The organism is Listeria goaensis (assembly GCF_900186125.1).
In the GTDB taxonomy this organism is placed as follows: Bacteria; Bacillota; Bacilli; order Lactobacillales; family Listeriaceae; genus Listeria; species Listeria goaensis.
The window spans coordinates 1-20,929 of sequence record NZ_FYBQ01000001.1 but is presented as its reverse complement, the minus strand read 5'-3'; the positions used below and the strand labels follow the sequence as shown (position 1 = coordinate 20,929).

General features: G+C 42.6%; 22 protein-coding genes and 1 pseudogene. 7 read left to right on the top strand and 16 right to left on the bottom strand.

Annotated elements, in window-relative coordinates; translation table 11 throughout:
- The 7 genes from panB to CFT42_RS00085 form a co-directional block, all read right to left on the bottom strand.
- Window positions 1-834 (bottom strand): 3-methyl-2-oxobutanoate hydroxymethyltransferase, encoded by an 834-nt coding sequence (gene panB, locus CFT42_RS00115; protein ID WP_088808572.1) that lies wholly within the window; start codon window positions 832-834, stop codon window positions 1-3.
- 217 nt (window positions 835-1,051) lie between these two features.
- On the bottom strand, window positions 1,052-1,507 hold the full coding sequence (locus CFT42_RS00110; RefSeq protein ID WP_088808571.1) for a thioredoxin family protein: 456 nt from the start codon (window positions 1,505-1,507) through the stop codon (window positions 1,052-1,054).
- A gap of 153 nt (window positions 1,508-1,660) precedes the next feature.
- The gene (locus CFT42_RS00105; RefSeq protein ID WP_244169910.1) at window positions 1,661-2,638 is read right to left on the bottom strand and encodes a biotin--[acetyl-CoA-carboxylase] ligase; all 978 of its coding nucleotides are present in this window, start codon (window positions 2,636-2,638) and stop codon (window positions 1,661-1,663) included.
- Window positions 2,631-3,803 carry a CCA tRNA nucleotidyltransferase gene (locus tag CFT42_RS00100; RefSeq protein WP_088815107.1) on the bottom strand — a complete coding sequence of 391 codons (1,173 nt, stop codon included), beginning with the start codon at window positions 3,801-3,803 and terminating at the stop codon, window positions 2,631-2,633. Before CFT42_RS00100 ends, CFT42_RS00105 begins: the two co-directional genes overlap by 8 nt.
- A gap of 16 nt (window positions 3,804-3,819) precedes the next feature.
- Window positions 3,820-4,227, bottom strand: coding sequence for a methylglyoxal synthase (locus CFT42_RS00095; RefSeq protein ID WP_088808568.1), 408 nt, complete (start codon window positions 4,225-4,227; stop codon window positions 3,820-3,822).
- Between the two features lie 14 nt (window positions 4,228-4,241).
- Entirely contained in the window at window positions 4,242-5,030 is a 789-nt protein-coding gene (gene dapB / locus CFT42_RS00090) for a 4-hydroxy-tetrahydrodipicolinate reductase (RefSeq protein WP_088809057.1), read from the bottom strand.
- Window positions 5,030-5,362: a nucleotide pyrophosphohydrolase gene (locus tag CFT42_RS00085; protein WP_088808567.1), complete on the bottom strand. Its 333-nt coding sequence runs from the start codon at window positions 5,360-5,362 to the stop codon at window positions 5,030-5,032. The genes dapB and CFT42_RS00085 overlap by 1 nt, the downstream gene beginning before the upstream one ends.
- A 77-nt stretch (window positions 5,363-5,439) precedes the next feature.
- Between CFT42_RS00085 and CFT42_RS00080 the strand changes: the two genes are divergently transcribed.
- Entirely contained in the window at window positions 5,440-6,306 is an 867-nt protein-coding gene (locus CFT42_RS00080; RefSeq protein WP_088808566.1) for a YitT family protein, read from the top strand.
- Here the strand turns inward: CFT42_RS00080 and CFT42_RS00075 are convergent.
- Window positions 6,303-7,397 carry an NAD(P)/FAD-dependent oxidoreductase gene (locus CFT42_RS00075; RefSeq protein ID WP_088815106.1) on the bottom strand — a complete coding sequence of 365 codons (1,095 nt, stop codon included), beginning with the start codon at window positions 7,395-7,397 and terminating at the stop codon, window positions 6,303-6,305. The genes CFT42_RS00080 and CFT42_RS00075 overlap by 4 nt on opposite strands.
- The gene (locus CFT42_RS00070; protein WP_117590145.1) at window positions 7,394-8,065 is read right to left on the bottom strand and encodes a uracil-DNA glycosylase; all 672 of its coding nucleotides are present in this window, start codon (window positions 8,063-8,065) and stop codon (window positions 7,394-7,396) included. The genes CFT42_RS00075 and CFT42_RS00070 overlap by 4 nt, the downstream gene beginning before the upstream one ends.
- 162 nt (window positions 8,066-8,227) lie before the next feature.
- On the opposite strand from CFT42_RS00070, the gene CFT42_RS00065 reads away from it, so the two are divergent.
- The 6 genes from CFT42_RS00065 to CFT42_RS00040 are packed head-to-tail and all read left to right on the top strand — an operon-like array spanning window position 8,228 to window position 14,863.
- A complete protein-coding gene (locus CFT42_RS00065; RefSeq protein ID WP_088808564.1) occupies window positions 8,228-9,376 on the top strand; it encodes a GGDEF domain-containing protein in 1,149 nt (382 codons plus the stop codon).
- 5 nt (window positions 9,377-9,381) lie between these two features.
- Window positions 9,382-10,530 (top strand): GGDEF domain-containing protein, encoded by a 1,149-nt coding sequence (locus CFT42_RS00060; protein WP_088808563.1) that lies wholly within the window; start codon window positions 9,382-9,384, stop codon window positions 10,528-10,530.
- Window positions 10,523-11,506 carry a glycoside transferase gene (locus tag CFT42_RS00055; protein WP_088808562.1) on the top strand — a complete coding sequence of 328 codons (984 nt, stop codon included), beginning with the start codon at window positions 10,523-10,525 and terminating at the stop codon, window positions 11,504-11,506. The genes CFT42_RS00060 and CFT42_RS00055 overlap by 8 nt, the downstream gene beginning before the upstream one ends.
- Window positions 11,503-12,177 (top strand): EAL domain-containing protein, encoded by a 675-nt coding sequence (locus CFT42_RS00050; RefSeq protein ID WP_088808561.1) that lies wholly within the window; start codon window positions 11,503-11,505, stop codon window positions 12,175-12,177. Before CFT42_RS00055 ends, CFT42_RS00050 begins: the two co-directional genes overlap by 4 nt.
- A gap of 44 nt (window positions 12,178-12,221) precedes the next feature.
- The gene (locus CFT42_RS00045; RefSeq protein WP_088815105.1) at window positions 12,222-13,853 is read left to right on the top strand and encodes an NAD-dependent malic enzyme; all 1,632 of its coding nucleotides are present in this window, start codon (window positions 12,222-12,224) and stop codon (window positions 13,851-13,853) included.
- Window positions 13,854-13,855: 2 nt separating this feature from the next.
- A complete protein-coding gene (locus CFT42_RS00040; protein ID WP_088815104.1) occupies window positions 13,856-14,863 on the top strand; it encodes a serine hydrolase domain-containing protein in 1,008 nt (335 codons plus the stop codon).
- A 21-nt stretch (window positions 14,864-14,884) separates the two neighbouring features.
- On the opposite strand, the gene CFT42_RS00035 is transcribed toward CFT42_RS00040, so the two are convergent.
- The 7 genes and pseudogenes from CFT42_RS00035 to CFT42_RS00005 form a co-directional block, all read right to left on the bottom strand.
- Window positions 14,885-16,165 (bottom strand): BaiN/RdsA family NAD(P)/FAD-dependent oxidoreductase, encoded by a 1,281-nt coding sequence (locus tag CFT42_RS00035; protein ID WP_088815103.1) that lies wholly within the window; start codon window positions 16,163-16,165, stop codon window positions 14,885-14,887.
- A gap of 65 nt (window positions 16,166-16,230) precedes the next feature.
- Window positions 16,231-16,914, bottom strand: coding sequence for a zinc metallopeptidase (locus CFT42_RS00030; RefSeq protein WP_088808557.1), 684 nt, complete (start codon window positions 16,912-16,914; stop codon window positions 16,231-16,233).
- Window positions 16,915-17,016: 102 nt separating this feature from the next.
- Window positions 17,017-17,607: a lipoprotein heptaprenylglyceryl N-acetyltransferase LhaT gene (lhaT, locus tag CFT42_RS00025; protein ID WP_179946361.1), complete on the bottom strand. Its 591-nt coding sequence runs from the start codon at window positions 17,605-17,607 to the stop codon at window positions 17,017-17,019.
- A 99-nt stretch (window positions 17,608-17,706) separates the two neighbouring features.
- Window positions 17,707-18,243, bottom strand: a complete 537-nt coding sequence (locus tag CFT42_RS00020) for a ReoY family proteolytic degradation factor (protein ID WP_088808556.1) — start codon at window positions 18,241-18,243, stop codon at window positions 17,707-17,709.
- 25 nt (window positions 18,244-18,268) lie between these two features.
- Window positions 18,269-19,525 carry a tetratricopeptide repeat protein gene (locus CFT42_RS00015; RefSeq protein ID WP_088815102.1) on the bottom strand — a complete coding sequence of 419 codons (1,257 nt, stop codon included), beginning with the start codon at window positions 19,523-19,525 and terminating at the stop codon, window positions 18,269-18,271.
- A gap of 495 nt (window positions 19,526-20,020) precedes the next feature.
- Window positions 20,021-20,377, bottom strand: a complete 357-nt coding sequence (locus tag CFT42_RS00010; protein ID WP_088808554.1) for a hypothetical protein — start codon at window positions 20,375-20,377, stop codon at window positions 20,021-20,023.
- A 5-nt stretch (window positions 20,378-20,382) separates the two neighbouring features.
- A pseudogene (locus CFT42_RS00005) lies at window positions 20,383-20,929 on the bottom strand (hypothetical protein); the annotation flags it as partial.

Genomic DNA, 20,929 nt, shown 5'->3' with positions numbered 1-20,929 from the left:
TTATTTTCCCCCGTATAAGCCTTTTAGCTCTTCTTCATTCATCGTAAAGCTATGGCTCTCTTCTGGAAAAGCTTGCGTTTTGACATCTTGCACATAAGTAGTAAGTGCCTTTTCAATCAGCTCATCAACTTCCGCATAAGCCTTCACAAATTTAGCGCGCCGCGAAATACCATACCCGATGACATCATGATAGACCAGTACTTGCCCATCAGTTCCAGCACCTGCGCCAATCCCAATTGTTGGGATACTTATATTTTTCGTCACTTGCTCAGCAAGCTGTTTGGGAATCGCCTCTAAAACGAGCGCAATAGCACCTGCTGCCTCTATCTTTTTAGCATCGTCTAACAATTTCTTAGCCTCTTCTTGCGATTTTGCACGGACTTTGTAGCTTCCTGTAAGTCCAATAGCCTGAGGCGTCAAACCAAGATGCGCGACAACAGGTGCCCCAGCCGTCGTCAGTGCCGCAATATGTCGCACAACATCACCAGCACCTTCCAGTTTCACCGCATTTGCACCACTTTCTTGAATGAGTGTCCGCGCGCGTTCTACCGTTTCGCTTTCTGTCCCGTGGTACGTCATAAACGGCATATCGGTCACAACAAATGTATTTTTCGCCCCGCGTTTCACCGCTTTTGTATGGTGAATCATATCCGAGAGCGTCACTGGAATTGTTGAATCGTAACCTAACACCGTCATGCCAAGCGAGTCACCAACTAAAATCATGTCGATTTCAGCGGCTTCCGCATTTTTGGCAGAAGGGTAATCATAAGCAGTCAGCATCGTTATTTTTTCTTGCTTTTGCTTCATGTTCAAAAAATCAATTGGAGTTTTCATTTTAACGCATCCTTTCGTCCATGTTCATAAATGAATCACGGCAAAAATTAAGTTGAAAAAGAAGCTTTACGGTATCGTTTCATCCGAATACGATCATTGTCTTTGCTTCCTCTGTTAGTTTAGCATATTTGTACATCGCTATAAAGTACACTTACTTAAAAAAGCCCTCGCCTAAATCGAGGCTAGGGCAGGCAAATTTAAGAGCCTTGCGATTTTTTTACATATTTTTCTCCAGCCATGTTTTTAAATCGGCCTTACTATCGTTCCCTAAAAATTTAGATGCCACTTTGCCATCTTTCAAATAAACCATTGTAGGCACAGAATCAATATCCATTCCTTTCAGCAAGTCCATCATTTTGTCACGATTTTCTTTACTTGCCGCATCTGTATTATAATAAGCCATTTTCTCCGGCCAATTTTCCTCTTGAAGTACTTCTTTTAAAATCGGTTGAAAAGCTTGGCAATCCACACAAGACGGGCGTCCTACATAAACAAAGCCATCTTTTTTATCCGCAAATTCGCTCGTTCCAATTGTCGTTAAAAAAGCTTTCGCAGCTTCACTTGTTTTTTCCGTCTTTTCCTTTTCCACCGCTTTTTTTTCTTCCGTTTGCGAACAGGCCGAAAGAACCAACCCTAACACACAAACACCAACAAACAGCATGATTTTTTTCATGTCCAACCTCCTAATTCATTTTCATTTTACACAATCTCTGTAAAAAAAGAAAATGCTAAGTTTAGCATTTTCTAAAGGGTCTAGCCCCACAAAATTCAATTTCACCAAACCATTCGGCTTGATTTTCTAATTTTCCGTAGCAGAAAAACAATTTTAGGAGTTGAAATCAATATCCGCTGAATAAATTTGGTGCAGTACGTTTGATTCGTCACGAACGAGCAAAACACCGTCATCTGAAATTCCTTCGGCAAAGCCAGCCAGTTGTCCTTGCATCGTCGAAACCGTAATTTTTTCCCCAAAAGGAATCGCCTTGTCTTCCCAAAGTAGCTTAATCGGACGGAATCCTTCCGCCATGAACAGCTGGTAATATTTTTCAAGCTGTTTTAAAATTTCTTGAATGAGCGCCGTGCGCGAAATAGCATGCCCCGCCTGGAGCGCAAGCGAAGTCGCCTTTTCTTGAATCTCCACTGGGAACGTCATTTGATTGACATTGATGCCGATGCCGATGATGACCGCCTCAACAGAAGCCGCTTCAGCGCGCATTTCTGTTAAAACACCGCACACTTTTTGTCGGCCAATGTAAATATCGTTTGGCCATTTAATTTGCGGTTCGAGTTTCGTGATTTCCTCTATCGCTGTTGCCACCGCGAGCGAAGCGATGAACGTAAACTGTGGCACTTTTTGCATCGCAATTTGCGGCTTTAAAATGACACTCATCCAAATACCTTTGCCGCTTTGCGAATCCCAGACGCGCGCTAGGCGACCTTTGCCGCTTGTTTGCAACTCGCTAACCACAACCGTGCCACTCGTAGCACCCTCGCTAATTTTTTGATGCGCCACAAATTGCGTCGAATCGACTTCATCGTAAAAATACAGTTTTTGCCCCATAAATTTCGTATGCAAGCCAATTAAAATGCTGTCTTTTGAAAAGGAATCGCTATTTTTAACTAGGCGATAACCTTTATTTCGAACCGCTTCAATTTCAAAACCTTCATTTCGCAGACTTTCCATATGTTTCCATACCGCCGTGCGCGATAAACCAAGTAAATCTGCAATTTGCTGCCCCGACAAAAACTCACCTTGACGCTTCGCAAAAAGCGCGAGCAATTTCTCTCGATTTTGATTAGCCACGTCGTAACCACCTCCGAATCGCTTCCTCTTCATTTTCCACTTCCCGAAAAACAATCGCCCGCTCAATCTTTAAAAGCAATTCCCGCAGCCATAAGCCGCCCGGTTTGCCGAACATTTCCATTAGTTCCGTTCCCGAAATCGCAAGCTCCCGCCGAGATTTAATCGGCAACTTTTCGTAAATTTCAAGTGCATCAGCCACTTTTTTCTCTCCTGAATAAAACGCGCGTCCCGCTTCAACTAAATCGACTAAAGTAGACCCAGCTTGAAATACAGTTAGCGGATTCCAAGAAACATCATCTAGAATGAGTACATACGCAGCCGTTACGAGCTGAATGCGCTTTGTTGGCAACTTCCAAGCTTTCAAAAATGAAACCGCCTCATTCGGCCGAACAGCAAGGAGCAGCGCGAGCCAAATTTCCTCTTCTGTCGGATTATCCGTAAAATGAAACGCGCAAAGCTCGGCAAGTTCCGATTTTCTGCCAGCAAGTTGCGGCAAATAGTTTTCCATGTTAGCTTGCAGCACGACTTGGAGGGCGTCTTTCCGAAAAGCCCCGCGCATCAATTTAACCCACTCCACAGCTTTCCGTTCCGTAGCAGTATGCGTTAGAAGGCCCACTTCCGAAATGAGCGCCGCTTTCGTTTCAGCTTCAAGCGCAAAACCAAGTTGGCTGACGAAGCGAACTGCGCGCATCATTCGGAGAGCGTCCTCGTGGAAGCGCGTTTTTGCATCTCCTACCGCACAAATCATTTTCATGCGAATCGCATCGCGCCCGTGAAATGGGTCATGGTACACCCCGTTTTTATCCATCGCAATGGCATTCATCGTAAAATCACGACGCAGTAAATCCTCTTCTAGCGAACGCACGAACGTAACGTCTGTCGGGCGTCTGAAGTCCTCGTATTTCCCGTCTGTACGAAACGTTGTCACTTCATAATATTCCGTTTCATAGCGAACCGTAATCGTCCCGTGTTCGATGCCGGTGTCATATGTAGCCGGAAAAAGCAATTTCACTTCTTCCGGGAAAGCGCTTGTGGCAATGTCAATATCATCAATTTCGCGGTCTAGGAGCGTATCACGCACTGAACCACCGACAAAATACGCCTCATATCCTGCCGCTTCTAATTTTTCTAAAACTGGAATGGCTTGTTTAAATAGTTGATTCATCGCTCTCTCTCGTTTCTTAAAACGTGTCGTCACGTCGTAGTTTCCGCCAATCTAAAAAGCCTTTTGAAAGTCCGCGAAGCAGTACTTCCGCTGTCCCGATGTTCGTCGCAAGCGGAATCGCATATACATCACAAAGTCTGATTAGCGCCGTCACATCTGGCTCGTGCGGCTGTGCTGTTAATGGGTCACGTAAAAAAATGACTAAGTCCATCTGATTTTCCGATATTTTCGCACCAATTTGCTGGTCACCACCGTGCGGTCCGGATTTAAAACGATGGACATCAAGCCCTACTTCTTCGATGATTCGCTTTCCAGTCGTGCCAGTTGCAAAAAGCGTGTGCGGCTTCAAATAATTTTTGTAGCTTAGCGCAAGTTCAATAATTTGTTCCTTTTTTTCATCGTGAGCAATCAGGGCAATATTCATTTTTTTCACTTCCATCATAAAATATTTTCAAGTCCGTAAATGAGCGTATCGAATTCGGCTGTTTTACGGATAGCAAGCGCAACGCCTGACATGAAGGAAATACGGTCATAAGAGTCGTGCCGAATGGTCAGCCCTTGCCCTTCTGAACCAAAAATAACTTCTTGATGGGCGACGAGTCCCGGTAAGCGAACACTATGAATGCGCATGCCTTCATAATCGGCACCGCGAGCACCTTGAATAGTTTCTTCTTCCCCAATCGCGCCTTGTTTAATCTTTTCACGTGTTTTGGAAATCATTTCCGCCGTTTTTACCGCGGTTCCGCTCGGGGCATCTAACTTTTTATCATGGTGGAGCTCGATAATTTCAACATTTGGAAAATACGCCGCCGCTTTTTCAGCAAATTGCATCATCAAAACAGCACCAACAGCAAAATTAGGGGCAATCAAACTGCCGATTTTTTTATCCGCAGCAAGCTTTGTCAGTTCTTCGATTTGCTCGGGCGAAAATCCAGTTGTGCCAACAATCGCGCGTACCCCATGCTCAATAATTTTTTTCGTATTAGAATACGCCACACTTGGCATCGTAAAGTCCACAACAGCTTCTGGCTTCACTTCGGTAAGGAGCTGTCCTAAATCACCAAATACCGGCACATTTAGTTCACTAAATTCCGCTAATTCATTTATATTTTTTTCTACTGGATCTTTATCTAACACACCAACAAGTTCCAAGTCGCTTTCTCGTAACACCGTTTTTACGACCTCATGTCCCATTCTACCTTTATAACCAGATACTGCTACTCGTATCATTTTTCTTCCTCCTTTTTCGTCCAGCGATTTATGTCGCGTGTCGCAAATTTTTGCATCACTGTGTCATGCGCTTCTTCCAAATCAATATGTAACGAATTCGCCATACATGTTAGTACGAAAAGACAATCGCCCAGTTCCTCTTGAATCGTTTTCTCGCCTTCTGATGATTTTTTCGGCTTTTCGCCGTAGTAATGGTTGATTTCACGCGCAAGTTCACCAGTTTCCTCTGTCATTCTTGCCATCATCGCAAGTGGCGAAAAATAGCCTTCTTCAAATTGTCCAATAAAAGCATCTACTTCATGTTGCATCTCTCTTATCGTCTTTGTCACGCGCTTTACCTCCCATTTTTTGGTACACTAATAGTATTATTATAACGTTATTCTAAAAATCTTGAAAGGAGCAGATTATGTTCAAAACACTTCGGGTTAAAAATATTCTTTTCATCTTGCTTGGCACAGCCATTTATGCATTTGGTCTTGTCAATTTTAATATTCAAAACGGACTCGGTGAAGGCGGTTTAACAGGGATTACACTCCTTTTGTTACACTTCTTCCATATCGATCCCGCCTATTCAAACCTTATCCTAAACGTTCCACTCTTCCTTTTAGGCTGGCGTATTTTAGGATTTCGTACCTTTCTTTACAGTGGTATCGGCACCATTAGCCTATCACTTTTCTTATGGATTTTTCAGCGCATCCCGTTTACACTCGATTTGCACACAGATTTACTGCTCGTCGCTTTATTTGCAGGCAGTTTCACTGGTGTTGGACTCGGGCTCGTCTTTCGCTACGGCGGGACAACAGGCGGTAGCGATATTATCGCGAAATTGCTCCACTTTAAAAAAGGGATTAGCATGGGGCGCACATTATTCGTCATCGATGCACTTGTTTTAACGGCCTCACTCTCTTATTTAGACATTAGACAAGTCATGTATACTCTTGTTGCCGTCTTCATTGGCGCGCGCGTTATTGATTTCGTCCAAGAAGGCGCGTATGCCGCACGCGGAGCCATGATAATCTCGAAAGACAACAACGCCATCGCAACTCACGTCATGCTCGCAATGAACCGCGGTGTCACCATTTTAGAAGGTCGCGGCGGCTTTTCCAAACTTGACCAAGATGTGCTTTATATCGTCGTTGCAAAAAACGAAATTATCCAACTTAAAAATATTATCGAAGCCGTCGACCCACACGCTTTCGTTTCTGTCAGCGTCGTCCATGATGTGATGGGGGAAGGCTTTACGCTGGATGAAAATAAAAATCCGCTTTATTAGCGCTTTCGGATATAATTCGCTGGGTCAAAACGTGTGATATCCAGCGAAACCGGTTCACCTAGCGCGCACTCAGCAATTAGTTTTCCAACAAAAGGACCCGTTGTTAAACCTGATGCCCCTAAGCCATTTGCCACATAGATTGGCGTGTCCCCGATTTGACCAATGAACGGTGTAAAATCAGGCGTATATGGCCTAGTTCCAACCGAAATTGTGCTCGTCTGTGCGCCTTCCAGCTGAATAAACGGCGCGAGCTCTCGAATGATTTCCTCATAGCCGGCTTCCGTAGGCTCACGGTCGAAGCCGGCTTCTTTTTCATGTGTGGCCCCAAGCATGATTTGCCCCGCATCAAACGGCACAATACTCTTCGCAGCTGGCGGCAAAATAACTGGCCAGTCGTCCGTTTTCTCAGCAAAAGTCATCGTCACAATTTGCCCTTTTTGCGCCAAAACATCCGCCTCAAAACCAAGTGGCTCCAAGAATCGCGGCATCCAAGCGCCAGCTGCCAGCACAATTTTATCAAAAGCAACTTCTTCTTCTCCTGCAAAAAGCGCCCCTGCCGCGTTCACCTTACCGTGCGCCTCCATTTTCACTGCACCGTTTCGTTTCGCCCCGTCTAAAAGCGCGTCACGAATCCGTGCGCCATTCACACGCCCGCCGCCACTCACGAAAACCGCCCCAAAACCAGGCTGCACGAGCGGAAACCGCTTTTTCACATTCGCTTCTTGTAAACGAATCACCTCGCCCATTTCAGGTGCCGACACGCGCCGCTCCTTCGCAAGCGCAAACAAAGCATCGAGCGCCATTTCATTTCCCCGAAGCGCAAGCGTGCCAACTTGTTTGTATCCAGAATCCACAGAAAACCCCGCCAGTTCTCTTGATAGCTGCGGATAAAAAGCAGCGCTATGTTTCGCGAGCTCATACCAAATCTTATTCCGCCGTTTTGAAAGCCACGGACAAATAATCCCCGCCGCATGTTCCGTCGCCTGCCCAGGCGCCTTATCCTCAATAATCGTCGTCTCATGTCCCCATTTCGCCAAATGATAGGCCGCACTCGCACCAACAATGCCAGCGCCAACAACCGCTATTTTCATGTCGTAATCTCCTTTAGCCACACCCGAAGCGCATCAAAATCAGCTTCAATAAGCGGCAATAATTTTCGATTGTAAAAAATACTCGCCGGATGAAACGTTGCCATCATCCGAAATTTCCGCTCCGTATCCTGGTACTTCCGGTTACCAGGCGTAACCAGTTCGCGTGCAGGTACATAAAGGCGCTGACCTCGCACATCTGGAACCGCTATTTTCCCCCCAAGCATTCGTCTTAAAGCAATGTTCCCCATTGTCAGAATAATTTTCGGTTCAATGTGCCGCAATTCGTCATCAAGAATCGGGGCGTGCGCATCAATCTCCTTCTGATTCGGCGTACGATTGTAACGCTTCAAAACGCGCTCCCCGGACTTCGCATCCACCTTGTAAACGTCTTTAAAAGGCCGACTTCGAACGGCGCTCGTTATATAAACGTCCTCACGCGTTAAGAAAGCTCTCTCAAGTGACTTCATTAGTTCAGCGCCCGCTCGGCCGCTAAACGGGATTGAATTATGAATTTCTGTTTCACCCGGCGCCTCCCCAATTAGCATCACTTGCGGTTTTTTGGGACCACGACCTTTTACAAAGCCTTCCAGCGCCAAGTGTTCACTCCGTTTTTTGACAAGTTGAACTAGAGTATCTGAAGTTTCAAAAAAAGCATCATTTGGCTGCATGTTATCCTTCCTTTGCATATATTGACAACAATATGTTAATTTGTAATAATATGATAAATGTATTAAATCATCAGAATAGCACCGTGACTAGCCTTCTGAATTAACCGTATCTTTTTATTTTACTGAATTCCCGTACGAATTACAAAAAGGGAGCTTTTTTTTATGTGGAATATGATTGACTCGTTATGGTCCAGTTTGGCACTTTTTTTATCCGCTCTATTTTTTCACGGTATGATTTTACGTTCACTTCGCGAAAGAAAACCAAATTGGTTTATTAATAATTGGCAACACCATATCATCCGTTATTTTATCGGCATGTATTATGGTGTTTTAGGTTTGTACTTTATTTTGCGTGGCTTGCCAGGTACAGATTACGGCGTTTATACCGACATGCTCGTCAACATTATCTTAATTTTAAACTTATTTTCAGGTGTAGGCCCCGCTACTATTGCAACTATTATCATCGCAGTAGGCAAACTCATGCTAGCCGCAGACACGAGCCTTCAACTTCTCTATCTTTTTTTTATCATCTCTTTCCATCTTATTTGTATTCAAGTAAACACTTTGAAAATCTCGCTTTTTCAAAAGTTCATTTTAAGCAAGCTGAGCATTACGCCCTTCATGCTTTTCTATCTCCATCTTAAAATGGCTATTCCCCTTCAAATGGAAGCTATTCCAAGGTGGCTCTTATTTTTTGGCATTTCTTTTTTCTGTAGCCTGCTATTATATCTGGCTGCCCACTTCATTGATTCCTCCAACAAACAAATTTTTGCCTTGCGCCAGTCAGCTATTTTAGATCCATTAACAAATCTCGCCAATTTTCGTCATTTTGACAATTGTTTAGGCGAACAATTTGCTGAGAGCAAGAAAAATCGCACACCGCTAAGCATTATTATTTTTGATATTGATTTTTTTAAGAATATCAATGATACATATGGACATCAAACGGGTAATGTTATTTTATCAAGCTTAAGTGGCGCCCTACAAAAAGTCCTTTTTCCTAAAGGGACACTCATCGCAAGAATTGGTGGCGAAGAATTTGCCATTTTATTACCAAATATTTCACGCACCGGTGCAAAGCTTTACGCCGAACAGCTTAGGGGGAAAATTGAGAAAACCGATTTCCCTTTTAATCGTGAAGATATCCACTTGACCATTTCTGTTGGCACTGCAACGATGGACGAACTTCACGATTTTGAAAGTGGTGCAGCCTTATTAAACACCGCTGATAAGGCGCTTTATATCGCAAAAGAAAATGGACGAAACCGTGTTCATGCAGCAGTTCATTTAACAGTTCCATTAAAGGAGTAATTTTTATGCCTACACAATTTGATGCCTATATTGATAGTATCTCGACATTTCTGGCCATTTTATTCATTCAAGGAATTGCCTTCCGCAAACTTCGCGAAATAAAACCCAATTGGTTTTTACATCGTAAAAGTCAGCTGCTTTTAAGTATTTCAATTGGTGTTTACTACGGCTTAGCTGGCATTTATTTTATTTTTCGCGGGGACCAAGACGCGGCGACAGTCGTTTATACAAACATGCGCATGAATATTTTACTCATCACTGCCATTTTCGGCGGCCGAATTCCTGTCACCATCGCCTATAGCTTCATGGTTATCGGCCACATTTGGATGGGGGAATCCACGCAAAATGAGCTTAAATTTATTCTGCTGCTAACAGGCTTTTATCTTATTTGCTTTATTGTCACCAAACTTAACATGAGCTATTTCAAAAAATATTTGATTGTCTTTTCCTGTGCCATTCCCGTTCTAGCTTACTACTACTTCACCGACTTTGGCAGCCACACCATTTTAACTGGAAGCGAAGCCTTACTTTACTACGCGCTTTTCATGCTAACGAGCGCACTCGTATTTGCCGCTTGTAACTATATTGATAAGAGCAATAAAATCATGTTTCAGCTTCGAAATTCTGCTATGACAGATATGCTAACCAATTTGCCTAATATCCGTTATTTTTTAGAAACATTTGAAAAAGCTTTTCTTCTTTCTTTGAAAAAAAAGAAACCGCTTAGTTTAATCGTCATTGACATAGATAATTTTAAAGAAATTAATGATGTCCATGGTCACCAGGCGGGCAATACGGTTTTATCCCAGTTTAGTGTGATTTTAAGCAATCATGTGCTGCCAAAAAGTGCGCTCATTTCCCGAATTGGTGGCGAAGAATTTTCCATTTTATTACCCAATGTGGCACTTCCAGAAAGTCAGCAAATCGCCGAGATTATTCGGAGCCAAATTGAACGCACATCGTTTCCTTACAATCCAAAAAGCGGGCAAGTGACAATTTCTTTAGGCGTTTCCTGTCAGCAATTTCCTGATTCGAACTATAAAACGAAAGAAAGTTTGTTTGAGGCGGCCGACAAGGCGCTTTATCTTGCCAAACAAAGCGGACGGAATCAAGTTTTAACAAGCTTTTCAAAGGAGGGCTTGGAAGATGTTTAAAAAATTATTTTTACTGACGCTTATCGCATTTCTAGCTGGGTGCGCGCAAAGTCCGCCAAAAGAAACAACGCCGAAAAAGGCAAATGTGGAGAAACATGTGGCAACCAATTATTTGGCAGAAAACGGGTTAATTGCCGACTATAAAGTGTCTAAAAATGCCAATTATTTGTCGGAAAGTATCGGTTTATATATGCAGTATCTTGTTTTAAACAATGACAGCCAAACGTTTCATTCGCTTTTTACGGCGATGCAAAATGAACTGCTAACTGAACAAACATTTATTAAGTGGAAAATGGGAAATGGTATTACGACAAACGCGTTTATAGATGATATGCGCATTTATGAAGCTCTTCAGGCGGCAAGTGACCAATTTAATTACCCTCCGTACGCTGACTTCGCGAACAAAATCGCGGTGAGTTGGAAAAAATATGGTTTGGGGAACCAAACACCTCGTGATTTTTTCGATTTTAAAACAAAAGAAAAAGCAAAAACGCTTCATTTGAGTTATTATAATAGTACCGCGATGAAAGAAGCTGGGTTTGATAAGGCTGCCTTCAAGCCGCTAGAAAATGCGGTAGCTAGTCCGTTTTTTGATGAAATCTTTCAAGATGGGCGTTATGAAACGACTGGTAATGAAGTGAATATGATTGATCAAATGCTAATTGCGATTCAATATGTTACGCTAACTCATAAAAAAGAACCGCATTTTGATGCTTTTTTGCAAAGCGAATGGGAACAAAATAATCGAGTTTATGCACGTTTTTATCGGGATACGAAAGAACCTGTGGAAAGTATTGAATCGACGGCCGTTTATGCGATGCTTACGGAATACTACACGCAAACAAATCAACCAGATTTTTATCAAAAAGCAATGGATAAACTAAACGAGATGGATACGTCGAACGCTACTACGACACATTTCTTTGATTACATGCATAAAGAGTTAGCCTTGATAAAAAAGGACGTTAGTAGATGAATAAAAACCAAATTTTGGATATGATCGAATCCAATGAATTCCAAACGATTTATCAACCGATTGTGAACATTCAAGAAAATCATGTTTTTGGCTACGAATCCCTGACGCGCGTTCATAACGTACCGATTGGGGATTTTATTAAAGAATGCGAGAAAAACCGTTTGACCAGTCAATTTGAACTGCGCACGCTTAAAAATGGCATCGAGCACTTTAGTTGGCGCGAAAGCACACGACTTTTTTTAAATATTTCCTACGACACGTTTATCCACCACTACCAAGAATTGGAAGAACTACTTAAAGAAAGTGGCGAAATTACATTTGAATTTTTAGAAACATCTGTGATTGATGAATGCCAGTTGCTCGACTTGCACGTAAAAATGACCTCTCTGAAAAGACGTTTTGGCACGCAATTTGCGATTGATGACTATGGTTCAGGCTATGCAGACATCGCACGCGTTCTAAGGCACCCGACTGATTTTGTGAAAACGGACGCTGAACTGTTGAAAGACGTACAAAATCATCACGGGAAAAAATTAGTGCTCACCAACTTGCATCATTTTTTAGAAAAAAAGAAGAAAAAGATGGTTGTAGAAGGTGTTGAAAACAAGGAACAATTCCATTATTTGGTAGGTCTTGGGATTACGTACGCGCAAGGATTTTATTTTATCTGAAAAACGCGGTAAAATAGAACCAAAGATTGAAAAGGAGCCACTTTATGACGAAAAATAATATTTTAAGAAATCCGTTTTTAAACAAAGGAACTGCTTTTACATATGAGGAACGTGAAAAATATGAATTAGACGGCCTACTTCCGCCGCACGTGGAAACGCTAGATGAACAAATTGTACGCGTGAAGGCCATTTTTGACGCGCTTCCTGATGCCTTGCAAAAAAATTATTATTTGACGGACCTTTATAATAAAAATCGGACGCTTTATTTTGCGACAGTGCAAAAATATGTGACGGAACTGCTTCCAATTATTTACACGCCAACAATTGGTGATGCGGTGACCGAATACCACAAGCACTTTCAAAATACCGATGATGCGCTTTTTATCAATGCTTTCCGCCCAGAAATTTTACACAATAGCCTGAAAAACGCGTGCGGACAGCCTGAAAAAATTAAAATGATGGTCATTACAGATGGCGAAGGTGTTTTAGGCATCGGTGACTGGGGCGTAAACGGCGTTCAAATCGCGGTAGGAAAACTTGCGGTTTATACCGTTGCGGCTGGCCTTGACCCGTCTAGCTGCCTACCGGTCATCATTGATTTTGGCACGAACAATTTGGACTTGCGAAATGATCCGCTTTATCTCGGCGAGCGCAAGCCGCGCATGTCTAAAACTGAATATGACCATTTCATCGCGCAATTTATTTCCGCCGCAAAAGAAATTTTCAAAGAAGTCGTCTTTCATTTTGAGGACTTCGGTCGGGCCAATGCGAGCCGAATTTTAGATACCTACAAAGATGAAGTCTGCACCTTTAACGATGATATTCAAGGAACTGGCGCAATGGTTGTCGCGGCTGCACTTTCAACAACACGCGTATCCAAAATTCCGCTTGCGAAACAGCGGATTCTGATTTTTGGCGCAGGAACGGCGGGTATTGGTATTGCCACCGAGCTTTGTCATGAAATCATGCACAGTAGTGGAGTCACACGCCACGACGCTAAAAAGGCCTTTTATTTAGTCGATCGAAATGGTCTTGTGACAGATGACATGGCCGACTTAACAACTGGGCAGCGTTCTTTTGCGCGAGACCGGGCGGATTTTGAGAACATCGACACCACTTCGCTTTTAGAGCTTGTTAGACTGATCAAACCAACGATGCTTATCGGTTCAAGCGGCGTCCCTTCCGCATTTTCAGAAGACGTGGTGCGTGAGATGGCCAGCTATACGATTCGTCCGGCCATCTTACCGCTGTCAAATCCTACAAAACTCGCTGAAGCAAAAGCTGCCGATTTAATCCAGTGGACAAATGGAAAAGCGCTCATTGTGACGGGCAGTCCGAGCGCGCCTGTTGAATTCGGCGGGCAAACGTTTGAAATTGGTCAAGCGAACAATGCGCTACTCTACCCGGGCCTTGGTCTTGGCGCCATCATTTCGCGCGCAGAAAAAATCACAAATGGCATGCTACGCGCAGCAGCAAAGGCTGTATCAGAACAAGTTGATGCCACTCATAAAGGCTCGGCACTTTTACCTCACGTATCAAAACTCCTTCAAACGAGCGAAAAAGTCGCTTACGCCGTTGCAAAAGCAGCCATCAAAGACGGTGTCGCACGGATTAAAACGGTCGCAGAAGAGGACGTTCAAAACGCCATCTGGACGCCTGTTTATAAAGAGGTGTAGCCATGTTTCCACTAACGAAAATGCGCATCGAAAATCTGGTTGACTCAGGCACCGTGCCAGGAGCGAGTTTCCAGTTTTTGACGCAAGAAGCGACACAGTCCTTCACTCGCGGTTTAAAACAAATTAGCCCTTCAAAAAAACCGCTTCTTTCTTTTGAAAAAAACATTTACGATATTGCGTCACTCACGAAAGTTGTGGCGACGACTACGCGTGTGATGCAGCTTGTTGAGAGCGGAAAACTAGCTCTAACGGATTCGCTTGGCACCTTTTTGCCGGACTATCACACGCCCGATTTGACACTACTCGACTGTTTGACGCACCGCACTGGGCTCCCAAAAAACATTCCCGGCTTCCCAATTGAAACGCCTAGCGACATCGACGCCTACATTAGCGCTGCCCGTCCAGTCGCAAAAAACCGCACCATCGTGGACTACTCCGATTTGAATTTCCTACTCCTCGGTAAAGTTATCGAAGTAGCTTGTGAAAAGCCGTTTGAAGCGCAAGTAACCGACGCCATTTTACGCCCGCTTCACATGGAAGACACAACATTCTTTACGGCTGACAAAGCCCATTCAGTCCCAACTGAAGTAACCGAAAAACGCGGCGTCATTTCAGGCACCGTCCATGACCATAAGGCTTTCATCGCAGGTGGTAACACCGGTCATGCAGGGCTTTTCTCAACATTAGATGACCTCAGACGTTTTGCATCGGCACTCCTTTTTGACGACGGCGCCCCGATTTTAACGCGCGAAAGCCTTGCCCGCATTCAAGAAAACTATACGCAAGATTTAAATCGTGACCGAGGCATTGGCTATGACTTAAAACCAAACGGCGACCATTACGCCCTTTACCATACTGGATTTACAGGCACCTTCATCGTCCTTGACATCGTACAAAAAAAAGGACTCATCGTCCTCACAAATCGCATTCATCCAAGCCGCAATAATTCCGCCTTTTTAGAAGAACGCGAACAAATTGTCACAACTTTCCTAAACGAAAAAGCAGAGTAGCCACCCTACTCTGCTTCATTATTAGACAAGTTCATTTTTCCTTGCCTCACTAGAAAATTTCGCCGCATATTCCCCCGCCGTATGCCCCGTCACAAGTGCACACGTAATATTATAACCACCCGTGTAGCCATTAATATCTAAAACTTCACCGCAGAAAAATAAGCCCGGCATCAGTTTCGACTGCATCTCTTTCGGCATGATTTCCTTCGTCTGCACGCCGCCACCCGTCACAAATGCTTTCTCAAAATCAAGCGTCCCGTCTACAGTAAAGACAAAACTTTTCAAAAGCTGCTCAAATGCCTCCCATTTTTTCGGACTCTCCTGCTTATAATGATTTTCCGGATTAATGCTCACTTTTTCCAAAAGAAAGAGCAATAATTTTTCTTGGATTAAAGGGGAAAGCGAGTTTTTAACAGCTTTTTTTGGATTTTCCTCTAACAGCTTAAAGACGTTCTGATGTACTTCTTCTAACCCAAGGTCCGGAAACAAATCGAGTTCCATCGTCACAAGATCCTGCTTCCTAAGCGCCTGATTAACAAACATACTACACCGAAGTGCTGCTGGACCTGAAATGCCAAAATGCGTAAAAATCATATCCATACGGTGCGTCACCACAATTTTATTTTTCTTCCCTAAAACCGAAAGCGACACATCACGAAGCGAAATCCCTTGAAGTGCGCGCGACATAATGAACGGCTCTTGCGACGTAATCGGAACTTCTGTCGGATAAAGTTCCGTTATCGTATGCCCCGCGTCCTTTGCAAAACCATAGCCGTCCCCCGTTGAACCCGTACGCGGAACCGATTTCCCGCCAACCGCCACAATGACGCTATACGCTGTCTTCACCTGTCCGTCCAGAAGCTCGACACCCTTCACCTGCCCATTTTCATACAATACCTTTTTAACAGGCGTCTTCATAAACACCGTAACCCCAAGCTTCTCCATTCGACTTATCATCGCATCGGCGACCGACCGTGCACTATTTGACACCGGAAACATTCGCCCATGATCTTCCTCTTTTAAATGCACGCCAAGTTTTTCAAAGAACGCAATAATATCCTCGTTATCAAATTGGTGAAACGCGCTATACAAAAAACGGCCATTCCCTGGCACATGCCGAATGATTTCCTCTACAGGTAAACGATTGGTGACATTGCACCGACCGCCGCCCGATAAAATCAATTTGCGCCCAAGCTTCGGCCCCTTTTCAACGAGCAACACCTTTTTATTCTTCTCCGCCGCCTGAATAGCCGCCATTAAACCAGACGGGCCACCACCAATTACAATCACATCAAAATCCATATTTTCCCCTCATTTTATCCTTATTTCTCAAAATAAAACCTGAGAGCTGTTCTCAGGTTTTATAACTAATTTCGATTCATATTTGTAAAAATCAAGATAAGACGAAGCAACTCTAGAACAGCTACAGCCATTGCTGCAACGTAAGTCATAGCAGCTGCACTAAGCACTTTTTTCGCCTGTGGATTCTCTGAAGAGTCTAAGAAACCACCATCTTCAAGTTGTACAAGTGCACGTTTACTCGCATCAAATTCAACAGGTAAAGTAATGACTTGGAACAATACACCTACAGCCATTAAAACAATTCCGATTAACATAAGGCTTGGAATCGTTGCAAGCATCCCAATGATTAAAAACACCCACGAAATGTTTGAACTAAACATCGTTGCTGGCACTAATGCCGAACGGAAACGCATAAAAGCATAACCTTCTTTATCTTGAATCGCATGACCAACTTCGTGAGCGGCTACTGCTGCTGCCGCAATCGTTGCTTCATGATAGTTTGATTCTGAAAGGAATACTGCTTTTTTGCTTGGATCATAATGATCGCTCAAAACACCTTTTGTGGCGTGCACCGGCACATTAGAAAGACCGTTTCTATCTAAAATCATTCGTGCAACTTCAGCACCTGTTTGGCCACTTCTTACACGCACTTTTGAATACTGCGCATACGTGCTTTTAACACGAAATTGTGCCCAAAGTGGAATCGCTGCGACAATAAAAAAATAAATTATATAAGATCCTAATGACATTTAAATCATCTTCCTCCTAATACTAACTTTGATTAGTTTTAATTATAAAGTATCTTTGCGCGCTTCTCAATAGGTTTCACTCACTATGAGAAAATTCTAATCTTAAAATAATTCAAGTTTCAGACGATCTTCTTTTAACGTCTTCCGGTACACATAAATCAGAACAAAAATCGTGAGCCAGAATGTCGCATAACCAATATACGGTAAAAAGCGCTCTAAGCCCATATAAATTGGCATTTGCCCAAATAAGTAGTCAATCACATCGTTATGTAATACCCAAACGGCCGCAACCATAAAATGCCCAATACGAAAGCGATAAAAAGGTGCATAAAGCATCGCTTGGATAGCCATAAAGCCATGGCTAATCATGAGCATAACACCCGTCCAAATAATCGTTTGTTGGTCAATCATTAAGAAAACATTCATGCCTACTGCCCATAAACCGTATTTCATCAAACTTACAAACGCCAGTGCTTCCATCAGTGGCCAATGTTTTTTAGCCAAAAAAGCCGCAATCACAAAAAAGAAAAACAAAACAGCAGTCGGGCTATCGGGAACAAACAGCCAAAATATCGGTCGTGTTATTTCTAGTTGCGGAATATACCAAATGTAGCCATAAATAGCACCTAACAAGTTCACAATCAAAAGCAACCGCAAAAACGTACGGTTTTGTAGTAACGCATACACAAACATTTTCCCCCAATCTCAAAAAAAACACAAAACTAGGCATGCTTTTAAGTTAATGGGCGCAAAACGCTCGAACTTAAAAACTTGCCCAGTTTTTAGCCATATCTATTCTTTCATTTCCTTTAAAAATGCCGTAAGTTCTAAGAAACGTTCTTTATCACCCGCATCAATCGCACGGTCAATTTCCTTTTGAACCGATTCCATCATGAAACTACTGAGCGTACGATCTAAGAAGTCTGTCGCAAGCTGCTGTTCTTCTTCGCCAATTTGCAAGTCTTTATGTGGGTTATCTTCACGTACAAGCGCATATTCAGGAGAACTAAGCGCGTCGCTAAAATGAAGCACAATATATAATTCCTCGTCCCAATTTAAACGAATATCATGAAATGCTTTTTCCGGGTTACTCGTTGTTAACTTTCCTTTAAAAAAGCGGAATGGTTCAAAGTCCACACCTTCAGCAGAAAGAACGAGCCCGCGATTGCAGCCTTCTAAGTCATCTACAAAATGCACATATTGTATAATTTGATCATGACCCGCAATATAGTTTAACACCCACATTGCTTCCCGCATCTTCATTTGATGCGTATTTAAAAGCCAGCGAATAAAATCTTTCTTCTCATCTACAGAAATGGATGCCTTCATCACACTCACTCCTTCCGAAAGTTGATTAAAACTCAAGTAAATTTCGAATTTCCGCATCCTCAGGCTCAAAATTCAAGTAACGCTCGAAAATTTCGCGAGCTTTCTGAGTTTCTCCTTCTTCTCGCAGGAATAAACCATATTCCCGTAAAAAAGTCGGATTGTCTTCAAAAAGAGGATAAGCTTTTTCAAAATTTTCTTTTGCTTTATTATATTGTTCCACGCCGCTGTATGCAACACTTAAGTCCCAAAAAATTTGCGGCTCCGTCACAAGCTCCTCAGAAAGTGCCTCTGTAACCTCAAGCAAACCTTCAAAATCTTCTTTTGCTAAAAGGAGTTTGTTTAGTTCTAAAATAGCCGCCGAGTACTCCTCATCCAACACAATTGCTTGCCTGAAAAACTCCTCTGCCGCATCTAGTTTCCCTAAACGGTCTGCCACTTTTCCAGCCTCGAAAAAAAGCTCTTTATTAAATTCATCATATTTCAAGCCTTCCGTGAGCGCCTGAAGTGCCTTCTCCTGTTCGCCGTTTTCCTGATAGCTTTTCGAAAGATACGGATAGAGCGTCGTGTACGCCGGGTCGTGTTCCTTCAAATGTTCAAACGCGTGAATCGCCTTCACATACTCCCTCGCCTGAAATGCCGTAAGCCCTAGCCCAAACAACGTATCCACCGATTCATGTTCTGAAAGTGCCTTTTCATAAAACGGCAACGCCTCTTCAAACGCCCCGCTCGCGCTATAAGCTTCGGCAATACGTTCATAAACGGAAATCGTACCTTGCGCAAGTTCCGTCACGCCTGTATCAAGCACCGCCTGATAATGCTGCACGGAAAGCGCAAATCTTCCTTGTGACAAATAATATTCCCCGAGTGCAAAATCAATAATCGCTTCATTTGGCGCTAATTTTTTTGCCTCAAGCAGTTTTTGCTCTGTCACTTCAAACAAGCCTTGCATTTGATACAAATCAGCCAAAACAAGCAAACTTTCAAGATAAGCTTCATCTTGTTTATTCACTTTTTCCAAATATTCCTGCGCTGTATCAATATCGTCTTTTTCAAGTGCCACTTCTGCCGCTCGAACAAGAAGTGCCCCTTCATCTTTATAATTCGCAAGCAAAAGCTCATATAAGTCCTCCGCTTCATCTAAAAAGCCCAAGCTAAACAATTGCTCAGCAAGAAAAAATTGCTCCTCGTCAGAACCGTTTTGAATTGCCAAATCAAAATATTTTTTAGCCAAAACCATATCTTCGTGCTCTAATGCATGTAACATCTTTTCAGCATTTTCCATAACGCACCCCCGTGTCCATTGAAATCATGGGTACTATTATATCACTAATTGCTACGATACGGAAGGTCATGCTCCAATTGGTCTTGTAAACATCTGCCAATATTTTATCGGTTTATTTAAGGTGTTGCTGTAGATATTTGTCGAAATAGCTCTTCTCTATTTTTCCGTACTACGTTTTAAGTCTGACTCCTAATTCGTGAGAACCTGATAGTTACTCGAGGAAAAATATTTACTTCAACCTTACTACCAGATTTTTTTGTTCACATCCGAGCTCCTACCCAGTTGACAAACTGCCTCTCATACCTAGCAACATACTGATTTTTATACTTTTGAACATAGCTAAAAAGATATGAGTATACTAATTTCTCTGTAGAGTTAGTTTTCTCATATCTTTTTCGGTAGTGCAACTTTTATACAGTGAATACAGTTAGTTTTTGTTAGCTATTGGCAACTTGATTATCAGTCTTGTGATTGAGTGCCTTTTTTGTTTTTTGATTATTCATATTCAATATAGATTTTACTCAAACGATTATTTTCTAAAAATGAAATAATCGTTTGAACTATTTCTTCTAGATCATCTTTCATTGAAATTTGATTAATTTTATTAATATCAAAACGTTTTAATTGATTAATAGTAAGAGAATTATCTTTTATCAACCATGGTGAATCATCATACCATCCTTCATGATTAAAATATTCCTTCACAATTCCCTCTTTTTCTACATTACAATCTAATAAGTTATCTAAAGTAGTCTCGAAATAGCCATTCCAAATTACAAGTTTATTATTATCAGCAACAAAGGTAAGCTCTGCTTCGCCCTCAAAACCTTCATAAAACCTACTATCAATCATTTTATTCATTCCTTCCAATGACCCTTATCTAAAATTTTTATTTGTTCTGGAGTAGCATTTCCTGCTTTTCTAGCATTTATAGCATCATACCATCTATATCCTTCTACCCATTCATTATCACCAACTTTAAAGAATGTTTGTGGCTTGTTTCCTCCATTCCCAGGTACTGTTCTTTGAACAACCCATGTATTACCTTGTTCTACAGGTGCTCCTGGAGTTCTTGTATGCCACCTTACTTCATACTTAAATTGACCATCATTCCACTTATAAGTAAGTTGTTCATAACCGGCATTCATAGTCTTGGCATTAATTTTTGCACTGTCAGGAATACCTACTGGTGCAGTCTGCTTATATTGATTAGCCATTCTAAATTTTTCTGCTTCGGACAAACTAGAAAGTTTAGGAATATTAGCCCCGCTAGCTTTCTCATACGTCATACTCCCCCGAATCGCCGCCGTACTCAAGCCTAGCCCCATTACCACGTCCATCAGGCCACTTTCATCCAGCGTACCTTTCACCGATTCCACATACGCGGATGCCCGAAGCGTGCCA